The 16,756-nt window shown below is 69.0% G+C and carries 16 protein-coding genes; 6 read left to right on the forward strand and 10 right to left on the reverse strand.

The features are described 5' to 3' along the window. Positions 1 to 3 precede the first annotated feature (3 nt). Together EDC02_RS16835 and EDC02_RS16840 are read right to left on the reverse strand one after the other, a co-directional pair. Positions 4 to 903 carry a carbohydrate ABC transporter permease gene (locus EDC02_RS16835; RefSeq protein ID WP_370461459.1) on the reverse strand — a complete coding sequence of 300 codons (900 nt, stop codon included), beginning with the start codon at positions 901 to 903 and terminating at the stop codon, positions 4 to 6. 128 nt (positions 904 to 1,031) lie between these two features. After that, positions 1,032 to 3,428 (reverse strand): tetratricopeptide repeat protein, encoded by a 2,397-nt coding sequence (locus tag EDC02_RS16840; protein WP_148083487.1) that lies wholly within the window; start codon positions 3,426 to 3,428, stop codon positions 1,032 to 1,034. A 360-nt stretch (positions 3,429 to 3,788) separates the two neighbouring features. On the opposite strand from EDC02_RS16840, the gene EDC02_RS16845 reads away from it, so the two are divergent. Beyond that, on the forward strand, positions 3,789 to 5,636 hold the full coding sequence (locus EDC02_RS16845) for a heavy metal translocating P-type ATPase (protein WP_199757862.1): 1,848 nt from the start codon (positions 3,789 to 3,791) through the stop codon (positions 5,634 to 5,636). A gap of 40 nt (positions 5,637 to 5,676) precedes the next feature. Here EDC02_RS16845 and EDC02_RS16850 read toward each other — a convergent pair whose 3' ends face one another. Further along, entirely contained in the window at positions 5,677 to 5,904 is a 228-nt protein-coding gene (locus tag EDC02_RS16850) for a hypothetical protein (RefSeq protein ID WP_123602792.1), read from the reverse strand. Between the two features lie 279 nt (positions 5,905 to 6,183). On the opposite strand from EDC02_RS16850, the gene EDC02_RS16855 reads away from it, so the two are divergent. Further along, on the forward strand, positions 6,184 to 6,801 hold the full coding sequence (locus EDC02_RS16855) for a DUF4232 domain-containing protein (protein WP_158632207.1): 618 nt from the start codon (positions 6,184 to 6,186) through the stop codon (positions 6,799 to 6,801). 18 nt (positions 6,802 to 6,819) lie between these two features. Here EDC02_RS16855 and EDC02_RS16860 read toward each other — a convergent pair whose 3' ends face one another. After that, on the reverse strand, positions 6,820 to 8,157 hold the full coding sequence (locus EDC02_RS16860) for an amidohydrolase family protein (RefSeq protein WP_123602794.1): 1,338 nt from the start codon (positions 8,155 to 8,157) through the stop codon (positions 6,820 to 6,822). A 40-nt stretch (positions 8,158 to 8,197) separates the two neighbouring features. Continuing rightward, on the reverse strand, positions 8,198 to 8,917 hold the full coding sequence (locus tag EDC02_RS16865; protein WP_233605970.1) for an Atu4866 domain-containing protein: 720 nt from the start codon (positions 8,915 to 8,917) through the stop codon (positions 8,198 to 8,200). 134 nt (positions 8,918 to 9,051) lie between these two features. Between EDC02_RS16865 and EDC02_RS16870 the strand changes: the two genes are divergently transcribed. Next, on the forward strand, positions 9,052 to 9,882 hold the full coding sequence (locus EDC02_RS16870) for a helix-turn-helix domain-containing protein (protein WP_123602795.1): 831 nt from the start codon (positions 9,052 to 9,054) through the stop codon (positions 9,880 to 9,882). Positions 9,883 to 10,097: 215 nt separating this feature from the next. Here EDC02_RS16870 and EDC02_RS16875 read toward each other — a convergent pair whose 3' ends face one another. From EDC02_RS16875 to EDC02_RS16885, 3 genes are read right to left on the reverse strand one after another with little or no spacing between them, the layout of a single operon-like run. Next, complete coding sequence (locus tag EDC02_RS16875) at positions 10,098 to 10,319, reverse strand: hypothetical protein (RefSeq protein ID WP_123602796.1); 222 nt, start codon at positions 10,317 to 10,319, stop codon at positions 10,098 to 10,100. Further along, positions 10,316 to 10,564, reverse strand: a complete 249-nt coding sequence (locus EDC02_RS16880) for a hypothetical protein (protein WP_123602797.1) — start codon at positions 10,562 to 10,564, stop codon at positions 10,316 to 10,318. The genes EDC02_RS16875 and EDC02_RS16880 overlap by 4 nt, the downstream gene beginning before the upstream one ends. Then, positions 10,536 to 10,865, reverse strand: coding sequence for a DivIVA domain-containing protein (locus EDC02_RS16885; protein WP_233605971.1), 330 nt, complete (start codon positions 10,863 to 10,865; stop codon positions 10,536 to 10,538). Before EDC02_RS16885 ends, EDC02_RS16880 begins: the two co-directional genes overlap by 29 nt. Before the next feature lie 419 nt (positions 10,866 to 11,284). Between EDC02_RS16885 and EDC02_RS16890 the strand changes: the two genes are divergently transcribed. From EDC02_RS16890 to EDC02_RS16900, 3 genes are all read left to right on the forward strand, one after another. Beyond that, a complete protein-coding gene (locus tag EDC02_RS16890) occupies positions 11,285 to 12,166 on the forward strand; it encodes a helix-turn-helix transcriptional regulator (protein WP_123602799.1) in 882 nt (293 codons plus the stop codon). Then, on the forward strand, positions 12,163 to 12,363 hold the full coding sequence (locus EDC02_RS16895) for a DUF397 domain-containing protein (protein ID WP_123602800.1): 201 nt from the start codon (positions 12,163 to 12,165) through the stop codon (positions 12,361 to 12,363). Before EDC02_RS16890 ends, EDC02_RS16895 begins: the two co-directional genes overlap by 4 nt. A gap of 140 nt (positions 12,364 to 12,503) precedes the next feature. Beyond that, positions 12,504 to 12,701 carry a DUF397 domain-containing protein gene (locus EDC02_RS16900; protein ID WP_123602801.1) on the forward strand — a complete coding sequence of 66 codons (198 nt, stop codon included), beginning with the start codon at positions 12,504 to 12,506 and terminating at the stop codon, positions 12,699 to 12,701. Between the two features lie 199 nt (positions 12,702 to 12,900). Here the strand turns inward: EDC02_RS16900 and EDC02_RS39565 are convergent, their stop codons facing one another. Continuing rightward, positions 12,901 to 14,538: a hypothetical protein gene (locus tag EDC02_RS39565; RefSeq protein WP_148083488.1), complete on the reverse strand. Its 1,638-nt coding sequence runs from the start codon at positions 14,536 to 14,538 to the stop codon at positions 12,901 to 12,903. A 669-nt stretch (positions 14,539 to 15,207) separates the two neighbouring features. After that, complete coding sequence (locus EDC02_RS16920) at positions 15,208 to 16,542, reverse strand: helix-turn-helix domain-containing protein (RefSeq protein WP_199757660.1); 1,335 nt, start codon at positions 16,540 to 16,542, stop codon at positions 15,208 to 15,210. Positions 16,543 to 16,756 lie beyond the last annotated feature (214 nt).

Genomic DNA, 16,756 nt, shown 5'->3' on the forward strand with positions numbered 1-16,756 from the left:
AAGTCAACGTTCCTCCCGGATGCCGCGCAGCTGGACGAGGTACGCGATCGCCATGGTCACCAGGCCCATCACGATGGCGACGGTGGCCGAGTAGTTGTACTGCTGCCCGGAGAACGACAGCGAGTACGCGTACAGGTTGGGGGTGAAGTAGGTGGTGATCGCGTTGGGTGCCAGGTGCTGCAGGATGCTCGGTTCGTTGAACAGCTGGAAGCTGCCGATGATGGAGAAGATGGTGGCGATGACCAGCGCCCCCCGGATGGCCGGCAGTTTGATGGCGCGGATGACCCGCAGCTGACCGGCGCCGTCGACCTCGGCCGCCTCGTACAGCGAGGTCGGCACCACGCGCAGCGCCGAATAGAAGATGACCATGTTGTAGCCGACGAACTCCCAGGTGACGATGTTGCCGATGGACAGCAGCACCAGGTCGGGGTGCAGCGGGTCGGGCAGCGTCACGCCGAGCGCGTCGTTGATGTTGCCGACCAGCCCGAACCGGGTGCCGTACATGAAGCCCCACATCAGGGTGGCGACGACGGCCGGGACCGCGTACGGCAGGAAGACCGCTACCCGGAAGAAGCTCCTGCCGTACAGCCGGCCGCTGTCGATGGCCAGCGCTACCAGCAGCGCGAGGAACAGCATGATCGGCACCTGGACGGCGAGGAAGGCGGCCACCCGGCCGAGCGCCGACCAGAACTGGGGGTCGGTCAGCGCCCGCTGGTAGTTGTCCAGCCCGACGAAGGAGTTGCCGCCGATCAGTTGCCGTCGGTAGAGGCTGAGGTGGATCGCGTAGCCGATCGGCGCGATGAAGACGAGCGCGAAGACCAGCATGAACGGCGCGACGAACTGCCAGCCGGCCAGCGAGCGCCGACGCGGCAGCCGGCGGGGTCGCGCCTGCGGTGCGGTCAACACGTCCAACCTTCGATAGCTGAGGGGTTGCGGAGCCGACGAGCCGATGTTTGCGCAAACATCGACCGCAGCCAGGTGATGTTTGCGCAAACGTCGGGCTCTGATGTTTGCACCGGCCCGGCGCCGCGTCAACCCCGGCCCGTCAACCCGTTCAGCTGGGCACGGACCGGCTCGGCGTCGGGATGCCGCAGACTGTCCAGGATGCGCACCGCCGCGCCCCAACACGCCTCGGCCGCCGCCAGATCCCCGGTGTCGGACCCGACCTCGCCCAGGCTGCTCAGCACCAGCGCCTCCAGGTGCCGGTCACCGAGCCGACGGAACAGCTCCAGCGCCTCCTGGTAGCAGACGGCGGCCTCGTCCGGGTCACCGAGATGCTGGTACGCGTACCCCAGGCTGTGCCAGGTGCTCGCCTGCCCGGGTCCGTCCCCGAGCTCGCGCAGCAGCTGCAACGCCCGACCGCAACAGTTCAGCGTCTCGGCGTACTCGCCGAGCCGGGCGTGCTGCCAGCCGACCACGTTGAGCGCCTTGCCCTCCCCCCGTCGGTCACCGGCCGCCGCGTAGAACTCGTACGCCGTCCGCCCGTGTGCCAACGCGTCGCGATGACGTTCCTGTCTCTCCCGCAGCAACGACAGGTTCAGGTGGGTGAGCCCCTGCCGGGCCAGGTCACCCCGGCCCCGCTCCAGCTCCAAGGCGGCACCGAGGTGCCCGTCGGCCTCGGCGTACCGGCTGGTCCGGGTGTACGCACGGGCAAGGTGGCGGTGCGCAACCGCCTCCGCGGCGACGTCGCCGACCCGCCGGGCCAGCTGCAAGGCGGACCGCTGCAGGACGGTCAACGCCGACCAGTGCCCGCGTCGGTCCAGATAGGTGTACGTCACCTGGGTCAGATGCAGCGCTTCGGCTCCCAGCCCGGCGGCGACGGCCGCGTCGAACACCGCCTCCAGCACGGTGTGCTCGGCGGCGAACCAGGTCAGCGCCGCCTGGCTGTCCGTCGGAATCTCGGTGACGACACCGGGGCGGGCCGCACCGGGCACCGTCGGCGCCGGGTTCGGCTGCAGGGTCTGGTCGGCCTGGTACGCGCTGCGGACGTAGTGGTCGACCAGCCGGCGCAGGGCCGCGTCACACGCCGACCCGGGCTCCAGCTCCCGGGCCTGTTCCGCAGCGTAGACCCGCAGCAGGTCGTGCAGACCGTAACGCCCACCGGGGTACGCGTTCAACAGATTCGCCCGGACCAGCTCGGCCAGCAGCGGCCGTACCCGCGTCACCGGCAGCCCGGCGAGACTCGCCGCCGCCGGGGCCGACACGGTCGGACCGGGGTGGATGCCGAGCAGCCGGAACAGCTGCGCCGCCGACGGGCTCAGCGCCTGGTAGGACCAGGAGAAGACGGCGCGTACCCCGAGCTGCGGGTCGTCCGGTGCCAGCGCGTCGAGGCGGTGCCGGGCGACCCGCAGCTCGGTGGCGAGCGCCGCCAACGGCATCTGCGGTGCGATGACGGCACGCGCCGCGACCACCGCCAACGCCAACGGCAGGCCGGCGCACCGGGCGACGATCTCGTCCACCGCCGCCGGTTCGGCGGCGCACCGCCGCTGGCCGACCCGCCGCCGCAACAGCTCCGCCGCATCCGCCGGGTGCAGCAGGTCGAGGGTCAACGGCTGGGCACCGTGCGCGGCGATCAGGCCGGTGAGCTGGTTGCGGCTGGTCACCACGACCAGGCACTGCGGCGAGCTGGGCAGCAGCATCCGTACGTGAGCGCTGTCACGGGCGTTGTCCAGCACGATCAGCAGCCGACGACCGGCCAACGTGGTGCGCAGGTCGGTCGGCACCTGGGCCGGCGGTACGCCGAGCGCGTCGAGCAGCAGCCGCAGCGCGGTGGCCGGCTCGGTCACCGAACCGTCCGGGTCGAAGCCGCGCAGGTTCAGGTAGAGCTGTCCGTCGGGGAACCGGTCGGCGACCTGGTGCGCCCACTGCACGACGAGGGTCGTCTTGCCGACCCCGGCGGTGCCGCTGACCGCCACGATCCGGACCGTACCCGCCGGGGTGATCTGCCGCGCCGGATCGGTGGCCGGCGCGAGCCGGGCGAGCTGCGCCAACTCCGCCCGGCGGCCGCTGAAGTGCCCGAGCGCCGGTGGCAACTGCCGGGGCACCGCCCGGACGACCGGGTCGGCCGGCACGACCGCCGGGTCCGTCGGCACGGTGACGCGACGCCGCTCGTCGACCCGGTCCCGGGCGCTGGCCAGCACACCCCGCTCGACCGGACTGGCGCCGAGCAACCCGACCAGCACGTCGAACCGGTCCGTCGGCGGCAGCGTCTTCCCGGTGAGGTACTCCGCCACCGCCGTGTGCGACCAGCCGGCGCGGGTGGCCAGCACCCGGTAGGACAGCACCCGCTGACCCTCGCGGCGGGCGTGCCGCCGCCGCAGCGCCCGCAGCAACGCGGCGAGGTCGTCCACTGTCCGCGCCCCGGCGGCGTCGCGCACCAGCCGGTCGGGCGGCCGCGTGTCCACTCCGTGCACCATCGCGACTCTCACGACCTTCACCGGTCAGACGTCACTGTGGCGAACCGCCGTGCGGCGACCCGCTCCACAGCGGATGTTAGTCGATGTACGCCGATGTACGGAGATGATCGTGATCACCGTCCCGCCACCGGTCGACACCGCACCCTGGACGCGTACCGATGCACACCGGACAGAGAGGATGCCGACCGATGTACTGGTCCACGCGGGTTCGCGGGTAGCGGAGACTCACTACGGTCAGGCGGCGGGTGACCGGACGGGGCCCCGGTCACCCGCGTGTTCGTTCCCGGCGTACCGCCCACCGCCGGGCCCGCCGGCCGGCAGACTGGCCTGGTGGACGACGAGCCGACCGCCGGACGCCGGACGCCGCGCTGGCTGGCCTGGGCACCGCGCTGGCGGATCTGGGCACCGCTGGCGGCGCTGACCGCCGTGGTGCTGGCCGGCGGGGTGCTGCGGCTCGCCGGTGCCGGCCCGGTCGCCGACGGGGTGTGGGCGGCTGCCACGGTCGCGGCGCTGCTGCCGGCGCTGCGCTGGATGGGCCAGTCGCTGCGACGGCGGCGGATCGGCGTCGACGTCATCGCCGTACTCGCCCTGGTCGGCGCGCTGCTGGCCGCCGAGTACCTGGCCGGCGCGGTGGTGGCGCTGATGCTGGCCAGCGGGCACACCCTGGAGACGTACGCGCAGCGACGGGCCGGCCGGGACCTGCAGGCACTCGTCGCGCACGCACCGCGCACCGCCCGGCGGCGGGCCGCCGACGACACCGTCGCCACGGTCGACGTGGGTGAGATCGCCACCGGGGACCGGCTGGTCGTCGGCCCCGGCGACGTGGTGCCGGTCGACGGCGTCGCCGAGGAGCCGGCCACCCTCGACGAGTCGGTGGTGACCGGCGAGTCACGGCCGGTGGAGCGGGCCGCCGGGGACCGCGTCGCCAGCGGCGTGGTCAACGCCGGGACCGCGTTCGGGCTGCGCGCCGTCGAGACCGCGCAGGACAGCACGTACGCCGGGATCGTCCGACTGGCCACCGAGGCCGGCGCCGGCAAGGCACCGACGGTACGCCTGGCCGACCGGTACGCCGCCGCGTTCGTCCCGTTCACCCTGGTGCTGGCCGGGGCCGGCTGGATCGTCTCCGGCGAGTTCGTCCGCGCGGTCGCCGTGCTGGTCGTCGCCACCCCCTGCCCGTTGCTGCTGGCCACCCCGATCGCGATCGTCGCCGGGCTGTCCCGCGCCGCCCGCTGCGGCGTGCTGGTCCGCGACGGCGGCGCGCTGGAACAGCTCGGCCACGCCCGTACCCTGCTGGTGGACAAGACCGGGACGTTGACCACCGGCCGGCCGGAGACCGCCGACGTGGTCACCGGCGACGGGGCCGACCCGGCCGAACTGCTGCGGCTGGCCGCGTCGGTGGAGCAGCTCTCGCCGCACGTGCTGGCCGGCGCGGTGGTCCGGGCGGCCGGCGACCGGGGCCTGCGGCTGGCCGCCCCGGCCGAGGTGACCGAGGATCCCGGCCGGGGCGTCCGTGGCCGGGTCGACGGCCGTACGGTGCGGGTCGGCCAGCCGGACGGACCGCTGCCGGAGTGGGCGGTCCGGGTCCGGGACCGGGCCGAAGCCGACGGGCTGTCGGCGGTGTGGGTCGGCGTGGACGGCGTACCCGCCGGGGCGATCCTGCTGCGCGACGCGGTGCGGCCCGACGCCGCCGGCACGGTGCGGCGGCTGCGGCAGGCCGGGTTCACCCGGCTGGTCATGCTGACCGGCGACCGGCGGGAGGTGGCCGAGCGGGTCGCCGCGCAGGTCGAGGTGGACGACATCGTGGCGCGCTGCCCACCGCAGGAGAAGACCGCCCGGGTACGCGACGAGTCGGCCCGCGCGGTGACGGTGATGGTCGGCGACGGGGTGAACGACGCCCCGGCGTTGGCCGCCGCCGACGTGGGCGTGGCGGTCGGCGGCACCGGGACCAGCGCCGCGGCCGGGGTCGCCGACGCGGTGCTGACCGGCGACCGGCTGGACCGGCTCGCCGACGCGGTCGACATCGCCCACCGGTCCCGGCGGATCGCGGTACAGAGCGCCTCGGTCGGCATGGGCCTGGCGGTGGTGGCGATGGCGGTCGCCGCGTTCGGCCTGCTGCCGCCGGTGGCCGGCGCGTTCACCCAGGAGGGCATCGACGTCGCGGTGATCCTCAACGCGCTGCGCGCGCTGCGCCCCGGCCGCCGCCCGACCCGCCAAACATGAACCCGTTCAGGTGCGCGATGTTCGCGAGCGTCACCAGGTCCTAGTCGATCAGCCGCAGCACCGTCAGTCCGACCGACTCGACGGCTCGGACCGCTGTCGCGATCGCGTCCGCGATGGTGGCCGCCTCCCGGTCGAACTCCGCGACGGGCAGTCCGCCGTCGACGCCGAAGGCCGCGTCGTCACATCCAGCGGTGAACAGGGCGTCAATCTCGTCGTCGGTCGGACTTCGATCGAGCACGAGAGTGAAAGTACGGATGGCAACCGTCACACCACGCAATCTATGTGGTGCAGTCGTCGGTGCCGCGCCGGCCGGCTTCGACTTCGGTGGCGTGGCGGCGCTAGCCTCCTGGCGCGTGGACGACCGGCCCACGCCCGAGCAGGTGACCACCGGCGGAGCGAAGGACCTGGCGCAGCTGGCATCGTGGTGCTTTCCAGGCATCTGACCGGTTTCTGGCACAAGATCGCGGGGCACATCCGCCGTACGGTCCGATGCCGATCAACGTGCTGTCGCCGACAGCCACCCGTTGTCGAGAGGAATGAGCCCTCCATGCGTGTTGCCCGAACCGCCGCCGTGGCCTGTCTGATCCCCGCCGCGCTGACCCTCGCCGCCTGCGGCGACGCCGCACCCGATACGGAGCCGGCTACCGACACGTCGCCGACCGCCAGCGCAGCACCGACTGCCGCTGCCGACCCGTCCGGCCCCGGATCCGACGCGCCGGGTGACGGCGGCCCGGCCGCCTGCGCCAGTACCGACCTGGCCGTCGACGTGATCTTCCAGCAGGCCGGGGTGGCGATGCTGGCGCTGACCAACGACTCAGCGGCACCGTGTCAGCTCGACGGTTGGGTGACACTGGCCTTCGAGCGCGCCGACCGCAGCCCGGTCGACGTCGCCCAGCGACAGGTGGAGCAGCCGGGGCCGCCGGTCGCGGCCGACCTGGATCCGGGTGAGTCCGCGTTCGCCGGGGTCAAGTGGGCCACCTGCGACCCGGCGTCGACCGACTGCGCGGTGGCGACCACGGTACGGGTCGGCGCGCCCGGTGACAGCACGACGGTGGTCGCCCGGACCGTCGGCCTCGACGGCGAAGAGGCAGTCGGCGAGCTGCCGATCGCCGACGTGCAGATCGGCTCGATCCAGCCGTCCACCCAGGGCGTCGTGGCCTGGTAGACCGAGTTCGGGTCCCCGCTACCCGCCGACGCTTGCGCGGATCGAGTCACGGGAGGCGGTCACCGTACGGCGCAGATCGTCGATGTCGACGTCGACCAGCCGCCCGGCCGCCTTACGGATCCGGCCACCGACCACGACCGTGTCGATGTTGCGGGCGTCGGCACCGAGCACCAAGGTGCCGACCGCGTCGTTGAGCGGCATCGTGTTGACGTCGTCAGCCCGGACCACCAGCAGGTCCGCCTGCTTGCCGGGGCTGATCGACCCGGTCACGTCGCCGAGTCCGTTGGTCCGCGCGCCCTGAGCGGTGGCGAAGTCCAGCACGTCACGGGTGGTGATCCGGTGCCCCACCGGCTTGTCCGTGCCGTACGCGCAGTGCACCGCGCGCATCCGTTGGATCGCGTGCAGCGCCCGCATCTGGGTGAACATGTCGCTGGCCAGCGCCACTTCGACGTCGATGCTGAGCCCGGGTCGGACGCCGACGGCCAACGCCTCGTCGATCGCCGGCACCGCCGTCTCCAGCCCGATCTGCGCCTCCGACGTCGGGGCCAGCGACACGGTGGTCCCGGTAGCACCGATCGTCTTCCAGGCCTGGCTGGTGAGCCCGGTGGCGTGGATCAGGGTCACGGCCGGGCCGAGCAGGCCGTCGGTCGCCCAGCGCTCGATCGCCGCCGACGACGACTCGCCGAACACGGCGTCGATACTGACGCCGATGCCGATATCGCGGGCGACCGCCGCCAGCTCCGGCCCGTATGCCAGCGCCGGGCCGGCTATCTCGTCGGTGGCCAGCGCCGCCAGCCGTACGGTGACCAGATCGCCGTTGGCGCCGTGGAACTTCTCCCGCAGCCGGACCAGGTCGGCGGGCCACTGGCGGTCCCAGTCGCCGAAGTGCGGACCCATCGAGGCGTGCACGCCCCGGATGCCGGTGTCGATCAGCGCCTGCACCGCCGCGTCGGAGTGCGCCGCCGAGCGGGAGTTGTGCGAGAAGTCGAGCATCGTGGTGATGCCGGCGTCGAGGGCGGTGAGCGCCGCGAGCCGGGTGCCGACGTACATGTCGTGCGGGGTGTACGCGGGTGCGACGCCGGCCAGCGTGGACATCACGTACTCGCCGAGGTCGTTGACATCGGGGATGCTGCGGCGCAGCTGCGCCTGCCAGGCGTGCCGGTGGGTGTCGACGAATCCGGGGCAGACGATGCCGCCGGTGGTGTCGACGACAGTCGCGCCGGCCGCGTCCGGGTGCGACCGCAGGTCCGGGCCGACGGCGACGATCCGGTCGCCGCGTATCAGCACGTCACCGGAGTCCAGGTCGCCGATCGTCGGGTCCATCGTGACGACGGCGCCGCCGCTGAACAACATCATTGTCTGCTCCTTGTCCTGATCGGTGTGTCGTGGTCGGGGTTCACCGGCGGTGGAACACGTAGCCGGCGTGGTGCAGCACGCCGGCCACGAACTGGCCGTACGCCCAAAAGCCCAGGTCGTCGCGGTAGACGATCCGGTCGCCATCGATCCAGAACGACCCCTGGTACGCGTGCGGTCGGCCGCCGCGCGTCTCGTCGTAGCGGAAGTCGGCGGTGAGCTCCTGGTGGATGAAGCCGGTCTCGTCGATCCACATACCGAGGTACGGGCTGTCGACCGCCCGAGGGCTGCTGCGGTCCGGCTCGACCGGGGTAGGCCGCCGCCGCTCGCCGTTGAACAGGGCGATCTCGCCGTCGACGACAACTGCGGCGGCCTGCTCCGGCCGCCAGATGATTTTCTCCAGCGTGACGCTGCCCGGGATCACGGCGAAGGTCGCGGGGTTACCCGGCGTCAGGGTGCCGACCCGGTCGGCGGGGCCGGCCCGCAGCCCGGCGACGGCGACACCGTCGACGACCGCCGGCACGATGGTCAGGCCGGTGCAGTCGACGACGATCGCCCCGTCATCCTCAGCCGCAGTGTGCAGGCCGGGGCCGACCGCGACGATCACGTCGCCGCCGAGCAGCAGGTCGGCGGCGGCGAAGTCACCGATCATCGTGTCCAGGGTGTGGATGGCGGCGTTGACGAACATCAGCGGTCGACGATGATCGCCAGCGTTGGCGGCGATCACGGCGAGGACGGTGTCGTCGAGAATCGGGGTTTTCACGGGCACCTCCGGGCGGTGGTCTCGGGGTAGGACCTCTCCACCGTGCGGGCTGGTGCGACGGGCATCCAGGCCGGGCGTAACCAGGGTGCGGCGCACCCTGGCTGGCCGGAGCAGGGCTGGCTACCGTGGGCTCCATGCCCACCACCGCGCTCGGTGCCTTCCTGGTGGCCCGCCGGGCCCAGCTCACGCCGGGCGATGTCGGGCTGACCGCCAGCGGCACCCGGCGGGTCGCCGGCCTGCGCCGCGAGGAGGTCGCCGTGCTGGCCGGGGTGAGCGTCGACTACTACACCCGGCTGGAACAGGGCCGGGAGCGCAACCCGTCGGCCTCGGTGCTCGACGCCGTGGCCCGGGCGCTCGACCTGGACGCCGATGCCCGGGACCATCTGTTCCGGCTGGCCGACGTGGCACCCGGCAGCGGGCCGACGCCGCCGACCCGCCCGCAGGTCGACCAGGGTCTGCGGGAGCTGCTCGACGCCTGGCCGGACACCCCTGCGATCGTGATCGACCGACGGCTCGACCTGCTGGCCGGCAACGCACTCGCCGACGCGTTCTACTCCGACTTCACCGAGCCGGACAACCTCGTACGGATGACGTTCCTGGACCCGGCCGGCGGCACCTTCTTCGTCGACTGGCGACGGGGTGCCGAGACGTGCGTGGCGAATCTGCGTCTCGCCCTCGGCCACGACCCGCACGACCGGCGGGCCCACGAACTGGTCGAGGAGTTGAGCGCGGCCAGCCCGGAGTTCCGTCGGCTGTGGCAGCGCAACGACGTGCGGGGCAAGACCCACGAGCCGAAGACGTTCCGGCACAGCGTGGTGGGCGAGTTGACGTTGACGTACCACGCCTTCGACGTGCGCGGAGCCGCTGGTCAGCAGCTGATCGTGTACCGCGCGGAGCCGAGCAGCCGCAGCTCCGAGGCGCTGCGACTGCTTGGCAGCCTGGCCGTGAGCCACTGGCTGTCCTGACGGAAAGTGTCCAGGTGAGGCCAAGCTCCCTCGCGTCGTCCACGCCCAGCCGGACGCGGCTCGGGGGAAGGGACACTGTTTCCAGTGTGATCCCGTTAGGGGATCAAAATCCCCCAGGGGATCAGGCTAGAACAGAAGACGCTGCCTCACCGGCCGACGCCGGAGGACCGCAGGGCCCGCTTTTATCCGGACCCTCGCCGCGCCGACGAGGCCGGTCAGGTCGAGCGGCGCGGCGGTGGATGGTCGGCCGGTGGGAACCAGTCGACCAGATCGGCGAGGGCGACCATGGCTTTGATGCCGTACCCCTGCCGCCAGGCCCGGTCCGCGAGCTGGCAGATGATCTCGTGGAACTCGCGCTCCCCCGGGGTGTAGTCACCGGCCCAGCCGGCGGGTGGGCCGGCCGGGCCGACCCACCCGCCGCCGTCGCTGGTGCTCACCGCTGTCTCCGACGGATCTGCCGTAGCCCGTCGCGTTGCACGAAGATCTCCCTCCGCTCGACGGCCGCGCCGTCGCGGTCCAGCACGTAGCCGCCCAACCAGACCCAGCCGGCGTAGGTCCAGCGTTTGTCGACGGCGACGACCCGGAACCGGAAACCCCGGTCACCGGCGAACTGGACGCTGGCGGCGGCCCCGATCAGCAGCACGTCACCCGGCTCAGGTGCCGGGGTCGATGTCGAGTTCACCGACGTACGGCAGCCGGGCCTGATCGCTCTGCCAGTCCCGCAGCGCCTGCTTGAGCAGCGACAACTCGTCGGACAACCGAGCGATGCTCTGGTCACGGCGGCGCAACTCGGCGGCGACCTGGGCGACGTACGCCGCGACGTGCCGTGGGTCCAGGCCCCGCCAGCGGGTACGGAAGCGCACCCGCGTCACCTGTTCGGCGGTCAGCGGCACCGGCGCGACGTCCCCCTCGTACGTCTCGCCATTGACCCGGACCACCGGCGGCCGGTGCCGGCCCAACGAGCCGTCGGATGCCCAGCTCACCGGGCTTCTCCCTCCGACGGCGGCGGTCCGGGCCAGGTCAGCCGGCCGCACCAGGGACACCATCTGACTTTGACTTTGAAGGCGAACAGCCCGGCCAGGAATCCCAGCAGGACCGCGCAGATCAGCGCACCGATTTCCACGAGGACCTTCCCCCTCTTCGGTCGGGGCACCGGCCGGCCTCCTTGCCACGACGCCGGCCGGCGCCCAGGTGGGTGGGGATGTGCGTCCCCGCAGCCACGCTCGGATCTCCAGAGCACTGGCTGCAGGTCGGTAGATCGACACTCCATGATGCGACCACCGGGTGTCATACTGCCTCAGCACGGATCGCGTATGCAAGACTTGCTTTCAAGAGTCTTGAAGATGCCCTGATGTTGTCCCGCCGACGCGGGACCCGCACACTGAGAGGGAGTGAGGGGAGCATGGACGTGGCCGCGCGCAAGCACCTGCCGACTGTTCGCCTGCGCCGCCTGGCATACCAGCTGCGCGGGATGCGCAGCGACGCAGGGCTCACCCGCGAAGACGCCGCCGAGAAGACCCACATGAACAGCGCGACCCTGTGGCGGATCGAGACCGGCAAGGTTCGACCACAGAAGCGGACCGTCCTCGCCCTGCTCGACCTCTACGGCGTCAGGGACCAGCAACAGCGCACAGAGATGCTGGACCTACTCAAGGACTCGACCCAACTCGGCTGGCTCCAGGCGTACGAAGAGGTCCTGTCGGACGAGTACAGCGCCTACATCAGCTTCGAAGCCGAGGCCCGCAGCGTCCGCAACTACGAGCCGCTGTTCGTACCGGGCCTGCTGCAGACCGAGGAGTACGCCCGAGCTGTCACCGCAGGGGTGCTGCCCGAGTGCAGCGAATCCGACGTGGCGCACCGCGTCGAGGCCCGGATGAGACGCCAGGAGTCGATAGGCAAGGACGCGCCGTTGAAGCTCTGGGCGATCATCGACGAGGGCGTGATCCACCGCCAGGTCGGCGGGGTTGACGTGATGCGCGGCCAGCTACGCCACCTCGCCGACATGACCAAGCAACCCCACATCACCCTCCAGGTGCTGCCGTACGAGGTTGGCGCACACGCTGGCATGCACGGCGCGTTCGCGCTGATGGACTTCCCCGACCCGTACGACCCGGAGCTCGTCTACATCGAGAACCGGGTCAACGCGATGTTCCTGGAGAGTCCATCTGAGATCGCCAGCTACAGCTCGCTGTTCGAGTACCTCCGGGCAGCGGCGGTCGACCCGGCTGGGTCGGTCAGGATGATCAAGAAGTCCATCGAACGCATGGACGAGAAGGGAAGATGACGATGAAGAACTGGCAACTGGAGAACGCTGAGTGGCGCACGAGCAGCCGATCCGGCGGCAACGGCAACTGCGTTGAGGTCGCCGACAACCTAGCGGCCGTCATCGCGGTACGGGACAGCAAGGACCGTTCCGGCCCTGTGCTCGCGTTCTCCCCCACGGCGTGGACATCCTTCACCGCGTCGCTCAGGAGCGAGTGAGACCAGCCCGGATTTGCGGATGCGTGACCGCGCCGAGTATCCGGCGCGGTCACGCCACGCCAGTCATAGGTCACTGCTCCGTAGGCCACAGCAACCTTTGCCGCCGTCAGAGCTTTCCGCAGACCAGAAGGAGGAGCGCGATGGATCTCACCCGCGCCGTGTGGATCAAGAGCAGCCGCAGCGACTCAAACAGCCAGTGCGTCGAGGTCGCCCGGAACCTGCCGGGAATCGTCGCCACCCGCGACAGCAAGGACCCGACCGGCCCGGCGCTGACCTTCGCCCCCTCTGCCTGGACCACCTTCACCACCGCGCTCAAGTCGTCCCAGCTCTCCGCGTAACCGCTCCTCGCCCACTCAAAGGAGGCACCACCGACCTGACCGACGCTACCCGGCGCACCAGCAGCTACTCCGGCGGCAACGGCAACTGCGTCGAAGCCGCCGGATCCCCTGTCCGCCGCCGGTTGCAGAGCCGGTGCATCTGTGCCGAGAGTCGAGAACGCCCGAGATTCAGAGCTCCCAACTAGGACGAATCAAAAGATCAAAAGAGGGTCGGATCCGTTGCCTCCTTAGTCGGCAATTTTTTTGCCGACTTCTTTATCAACTTCTCCTCCATCGATTCTTCAAAATCTGGAGAATAGACCCATTCTGCCCGTCGAAGCTTGTCCATTTCAGCTTGATTCTTCCAGAACGGGGTGATGACCTGGTTGAGGCGCTGCCGAGCCACCGATGCAAGGTCAATCATTACCACAACCGTCTTAACACCTCTCCATGTTGCGGTGTTCGGGACCGCCGTTGTGATCCGATGCAGAAGCCGAAGATTCTGCAACTGCTGCACTTCGGCCCCCCAAGCAGTTTCACTCAATTCCTCTTGGCGAAACAGAACAAATTGAGTTTCGTTCGAGCGAGCAAACTTCTGAATATGCTGCCATCGGGCACGGAGTGCGTTATGATTCTCGCGAGCATCAATGGTGAGGTCCTCTTCCTCCTTTTTGTTCAAACGATTTCGAGCTGCCTGCATGATATCCTCGGTGCCGATACGAAACCGCGCTGCCTCCTCCTGGTTCTTTTTCTGCACTTGCTGAAGAGCGATATCGAGCGCGTCATCGATCAGATTAATATAGTCACGCGCCACCGCACCACCACTTGCCAGAATTATTCGCTCCCTCGCAATCTCCGACAGGATGTCAGTGATCTTGAAGTCGAGCGGAGCCAGAATTCCTTCGACCACCCGCTCAAGAAAGCGTTTGGCGGTCACGAAGTTCTCAAGCGTGACATCTAGGCCCAAACGGAAGATATCGTTTCCTGGCTCCATTCCAACCGGCGGATTGCTATCAATATAAGGCTTCAGTCGAGAGCCAACTCCACAAATCTTGATCCAAACCGAGGTTCCTTTACAAACTTGATGCAGATAGTCAAGAACATACGGTTGATCGGCAGTGTTTATGTAATAGAAGTCGTCCACGAAGATGATTGAACGCTGCGCGGTGGTCTCGGAGACGAGGCGGGCGAGCAGCCCGCTCAGGCGGGGCGCTAGGTCTCGGAGGCGTTCAATTTTAGTGAACTCAACAGAGCCCTCCTCAGCCCAAGACCGCGAAGAACCACGCCCAACGCTGGCATCGAGCCCAATATTGGGGTTTATAGCAGCCTTTACAGAGCCCGCACCTGACGTCTTCCGATCAGCAGCACGCATCATCGCCCTACTAATAGCATCTGGATCTTCAAGAATTTGGCGGAGCGCCCTGATGATTTTGTCAAACTCGCGCCTAGCACTTCGCCTATTACCAAAAATTGCCCATCGCGGAACCTGAGGTTGAAGGCCATTCAGCACATCTATTAAGAGCTCAACAAGGACGTCCGGGTACTTCCGATGCTTATGTTTCTCCATATCCACGAAAGCAACCGGTATACCCTCCTCAAGGGCTTGACGACGCAGCACTTGAAGGATCGTACTCTTACCGGTGCCCCGTCGACCCTCGATCAGGTGATGCGCTTCGGCCATCAGCTGATCAAGGAGGCCAACACGCGGCTCAATAAAGCGCTGGATTACCGCATCACTGACGCCTTCAGTCGTCCGGTACGCAGCAGTTAACACCTTCTTGATCTGACCCACATCATCAACGCCGATCTGCGCGGATCTTGATCGACTTTCAGGCAAATCGGCCTCGCTCTGATACACGCGTCATTGCTGACGACACCGTAGCAACCGTTCTCCCGACCGACTATACACCAGACCACACCTATCACGAAGAATCACCTCGCGATAGAGGCACTGCAAGGTCAGATTCTTGACAGACGTGCCGATCGAAGGCTGACCGCAAACTCGTTGGCCGAGCGCGACTGACCCGACGATGGTCCACCGCCCGTTGACTTCCACTAGTCGGGGCTGGTACGTAACCGGCGAGATAGGGGTGCCCATGCAGTAGAGACGGACCGGGCGCTTTGCCGAACACCGCATGCATCGAGCACGCGGCTGGTCCTTCCCGATTAGCCGTAGTGCTCGCTGTGATGGCTCAGCTCGATGCCGGCCGACGGATGCGCGCCCGGCCGGCTTGTACCGGACCTCGTCAGCGGTCAGGGTGACCGCAACTGCTCCCCTCGCCAGCACAGGCTGAACGCCTTCTCCGACAGCCGCGCAGGTCGAAGCCCAGCACTCACTGTCGTCGTGCAGTCCGTCGAACCCGGCCACCAACGTAATCCGGGCCCGGCCAACGCCGCCAGGTACACCCGCCGGTGGTCCTGTCGCCAAGGTCCGCCAAGTCGTGCAGCACCAACTCGGCAAACAGGTCGTACGTGAGGTCCAGGTGACCGACCTCGGCGGTGATCTCGCCTCGTCCGGCGCAGCCACCTACCCAGCACCGATGCGGGTGGCGAAGTCTCTGATGCCCGGCAGGTTGTTGCGCGTGTCGGTGGTGAGCAGGTCGTTGGTGAGGCTCTGCGCCCAGGGCCGGTAGCGGACCTCCTGCGGAGTATCGGCTTCCGCCGCGAGGAGTGCCTGGTACGCGGCTGCGGGTCTGCCTCGGCCGTGCAGGGCGAGGGCGGTGTCCTGCCAGTAGCGGGCGCGGCGCTCCAGCGAGGTGATGTGGGCAGGTTTGACATGCTTAGCGTACTCGACGGCGGTGCCGTAGTCGCCGAGCACCCGCGCGACGCTGATCTTGTATACGGCAAGGTCGAGCGAGGTGATCGGGCTACCTTCGGCGCCCCCTACTCGGCCAAGGGCGTCGTCCGCTTCGGCCAGCAGATGCCACGCGGTGTCTCGGTGTTCCCGCATGGCGGCGGTGTAGGCGGCAACAGCAAGAAGCTGCCCGTACATGGCGGCGTGGCGACCGTCGGTCAGACCAGTGTCGGTGTCGAGTTGTTGAGCGGCGTTCAGGACGATGCGTTGGGCACCCTCCCCATGGCGGCTGCGGCGGAGCACTGTTGCGGCGAGTCGCGTTGCTTCCGCGATGACCAGCGGATCTCCACTGACGCGTGCCGCCTGCAGCGCCCGGTCCGACGTGGACCCGGCCATGCCGTCATCGTGCAACTTGATCAACAGTTGCGTGGCGACGCTGTACGCCTGGGCCACCCAGCTCGATGCCAGTGCGGTCTTACCGACCGGGGCCTGATCACGTACCGCCGTAGCTTGGGCGAGCAGGCGCGGCAACCGTCGGGCAAGTTGGCTGTAGCGGCAGGCCCGAAAGTCCGCTGCGGCAGCGGCAAGCTGTGCCCGGAGCTGGTGTTCGGGGATCGCTGGGGCGGTGACCCGCCCGAAGATCACGTCTTCAACGGTGGCGGTAATGGCGTGAGCCGACGTCGGCAGCAGGGCAGCGCCCGTGCTCAGGCCGAGCGTGCCGGCGATCAAGTCACGTCGACGCATCGAATCACCACCACCGTCGTCGGGGTCCTCGACCACACTAACTGCGCTACTCCGTGTTGGCGCGGATGACGCGGCCAGCCCGAACAGTCGCGGTGGTATTCCGTACACCTGTGCCAGCCGGCGCAGTTCGGCGATGCTCCACTCTCGCCTCCGGCCGTTCTCCCAACGCGACATGGTGGCTGCGGAGCAGCCGGCACGTCGCCCGGCTTCCTCAAGGGTGAGCCCGGCCGCTGTCCGCGCGATGCGCAGCAGCTTGCCCACATCGCCAACAGCGATGGCAGCGTCGGCTGTTGGCATCGCTGTCCAGGCAGGCTCGGTCGGCACAGCTGTCTCCTCGCACCGATGAAGTTATTCGAGCGTGACCGATGCTTCGCGGATCACGCAAGACGGTTGCAACTAATGCGTCACGGTCTCGGACTACGCGCTTTCTCACGATGCACTGGGGCACATGACCCGTCCGGTTCGGGCGTTGGTCGAATCCCGCTACCTGCAGGAGTGAAGCTGATGCATGCAATTTCCACAATCGGAGTGACTGCTG

Source organism: Micromonospora sp. Llam0, assembly GCF_003751085.1.
Lineage (GTDB): Bacteria > Actinomycetota > Actinomycetes > Mycobacteriales > Micromonosporaceae > Micromonospora_E.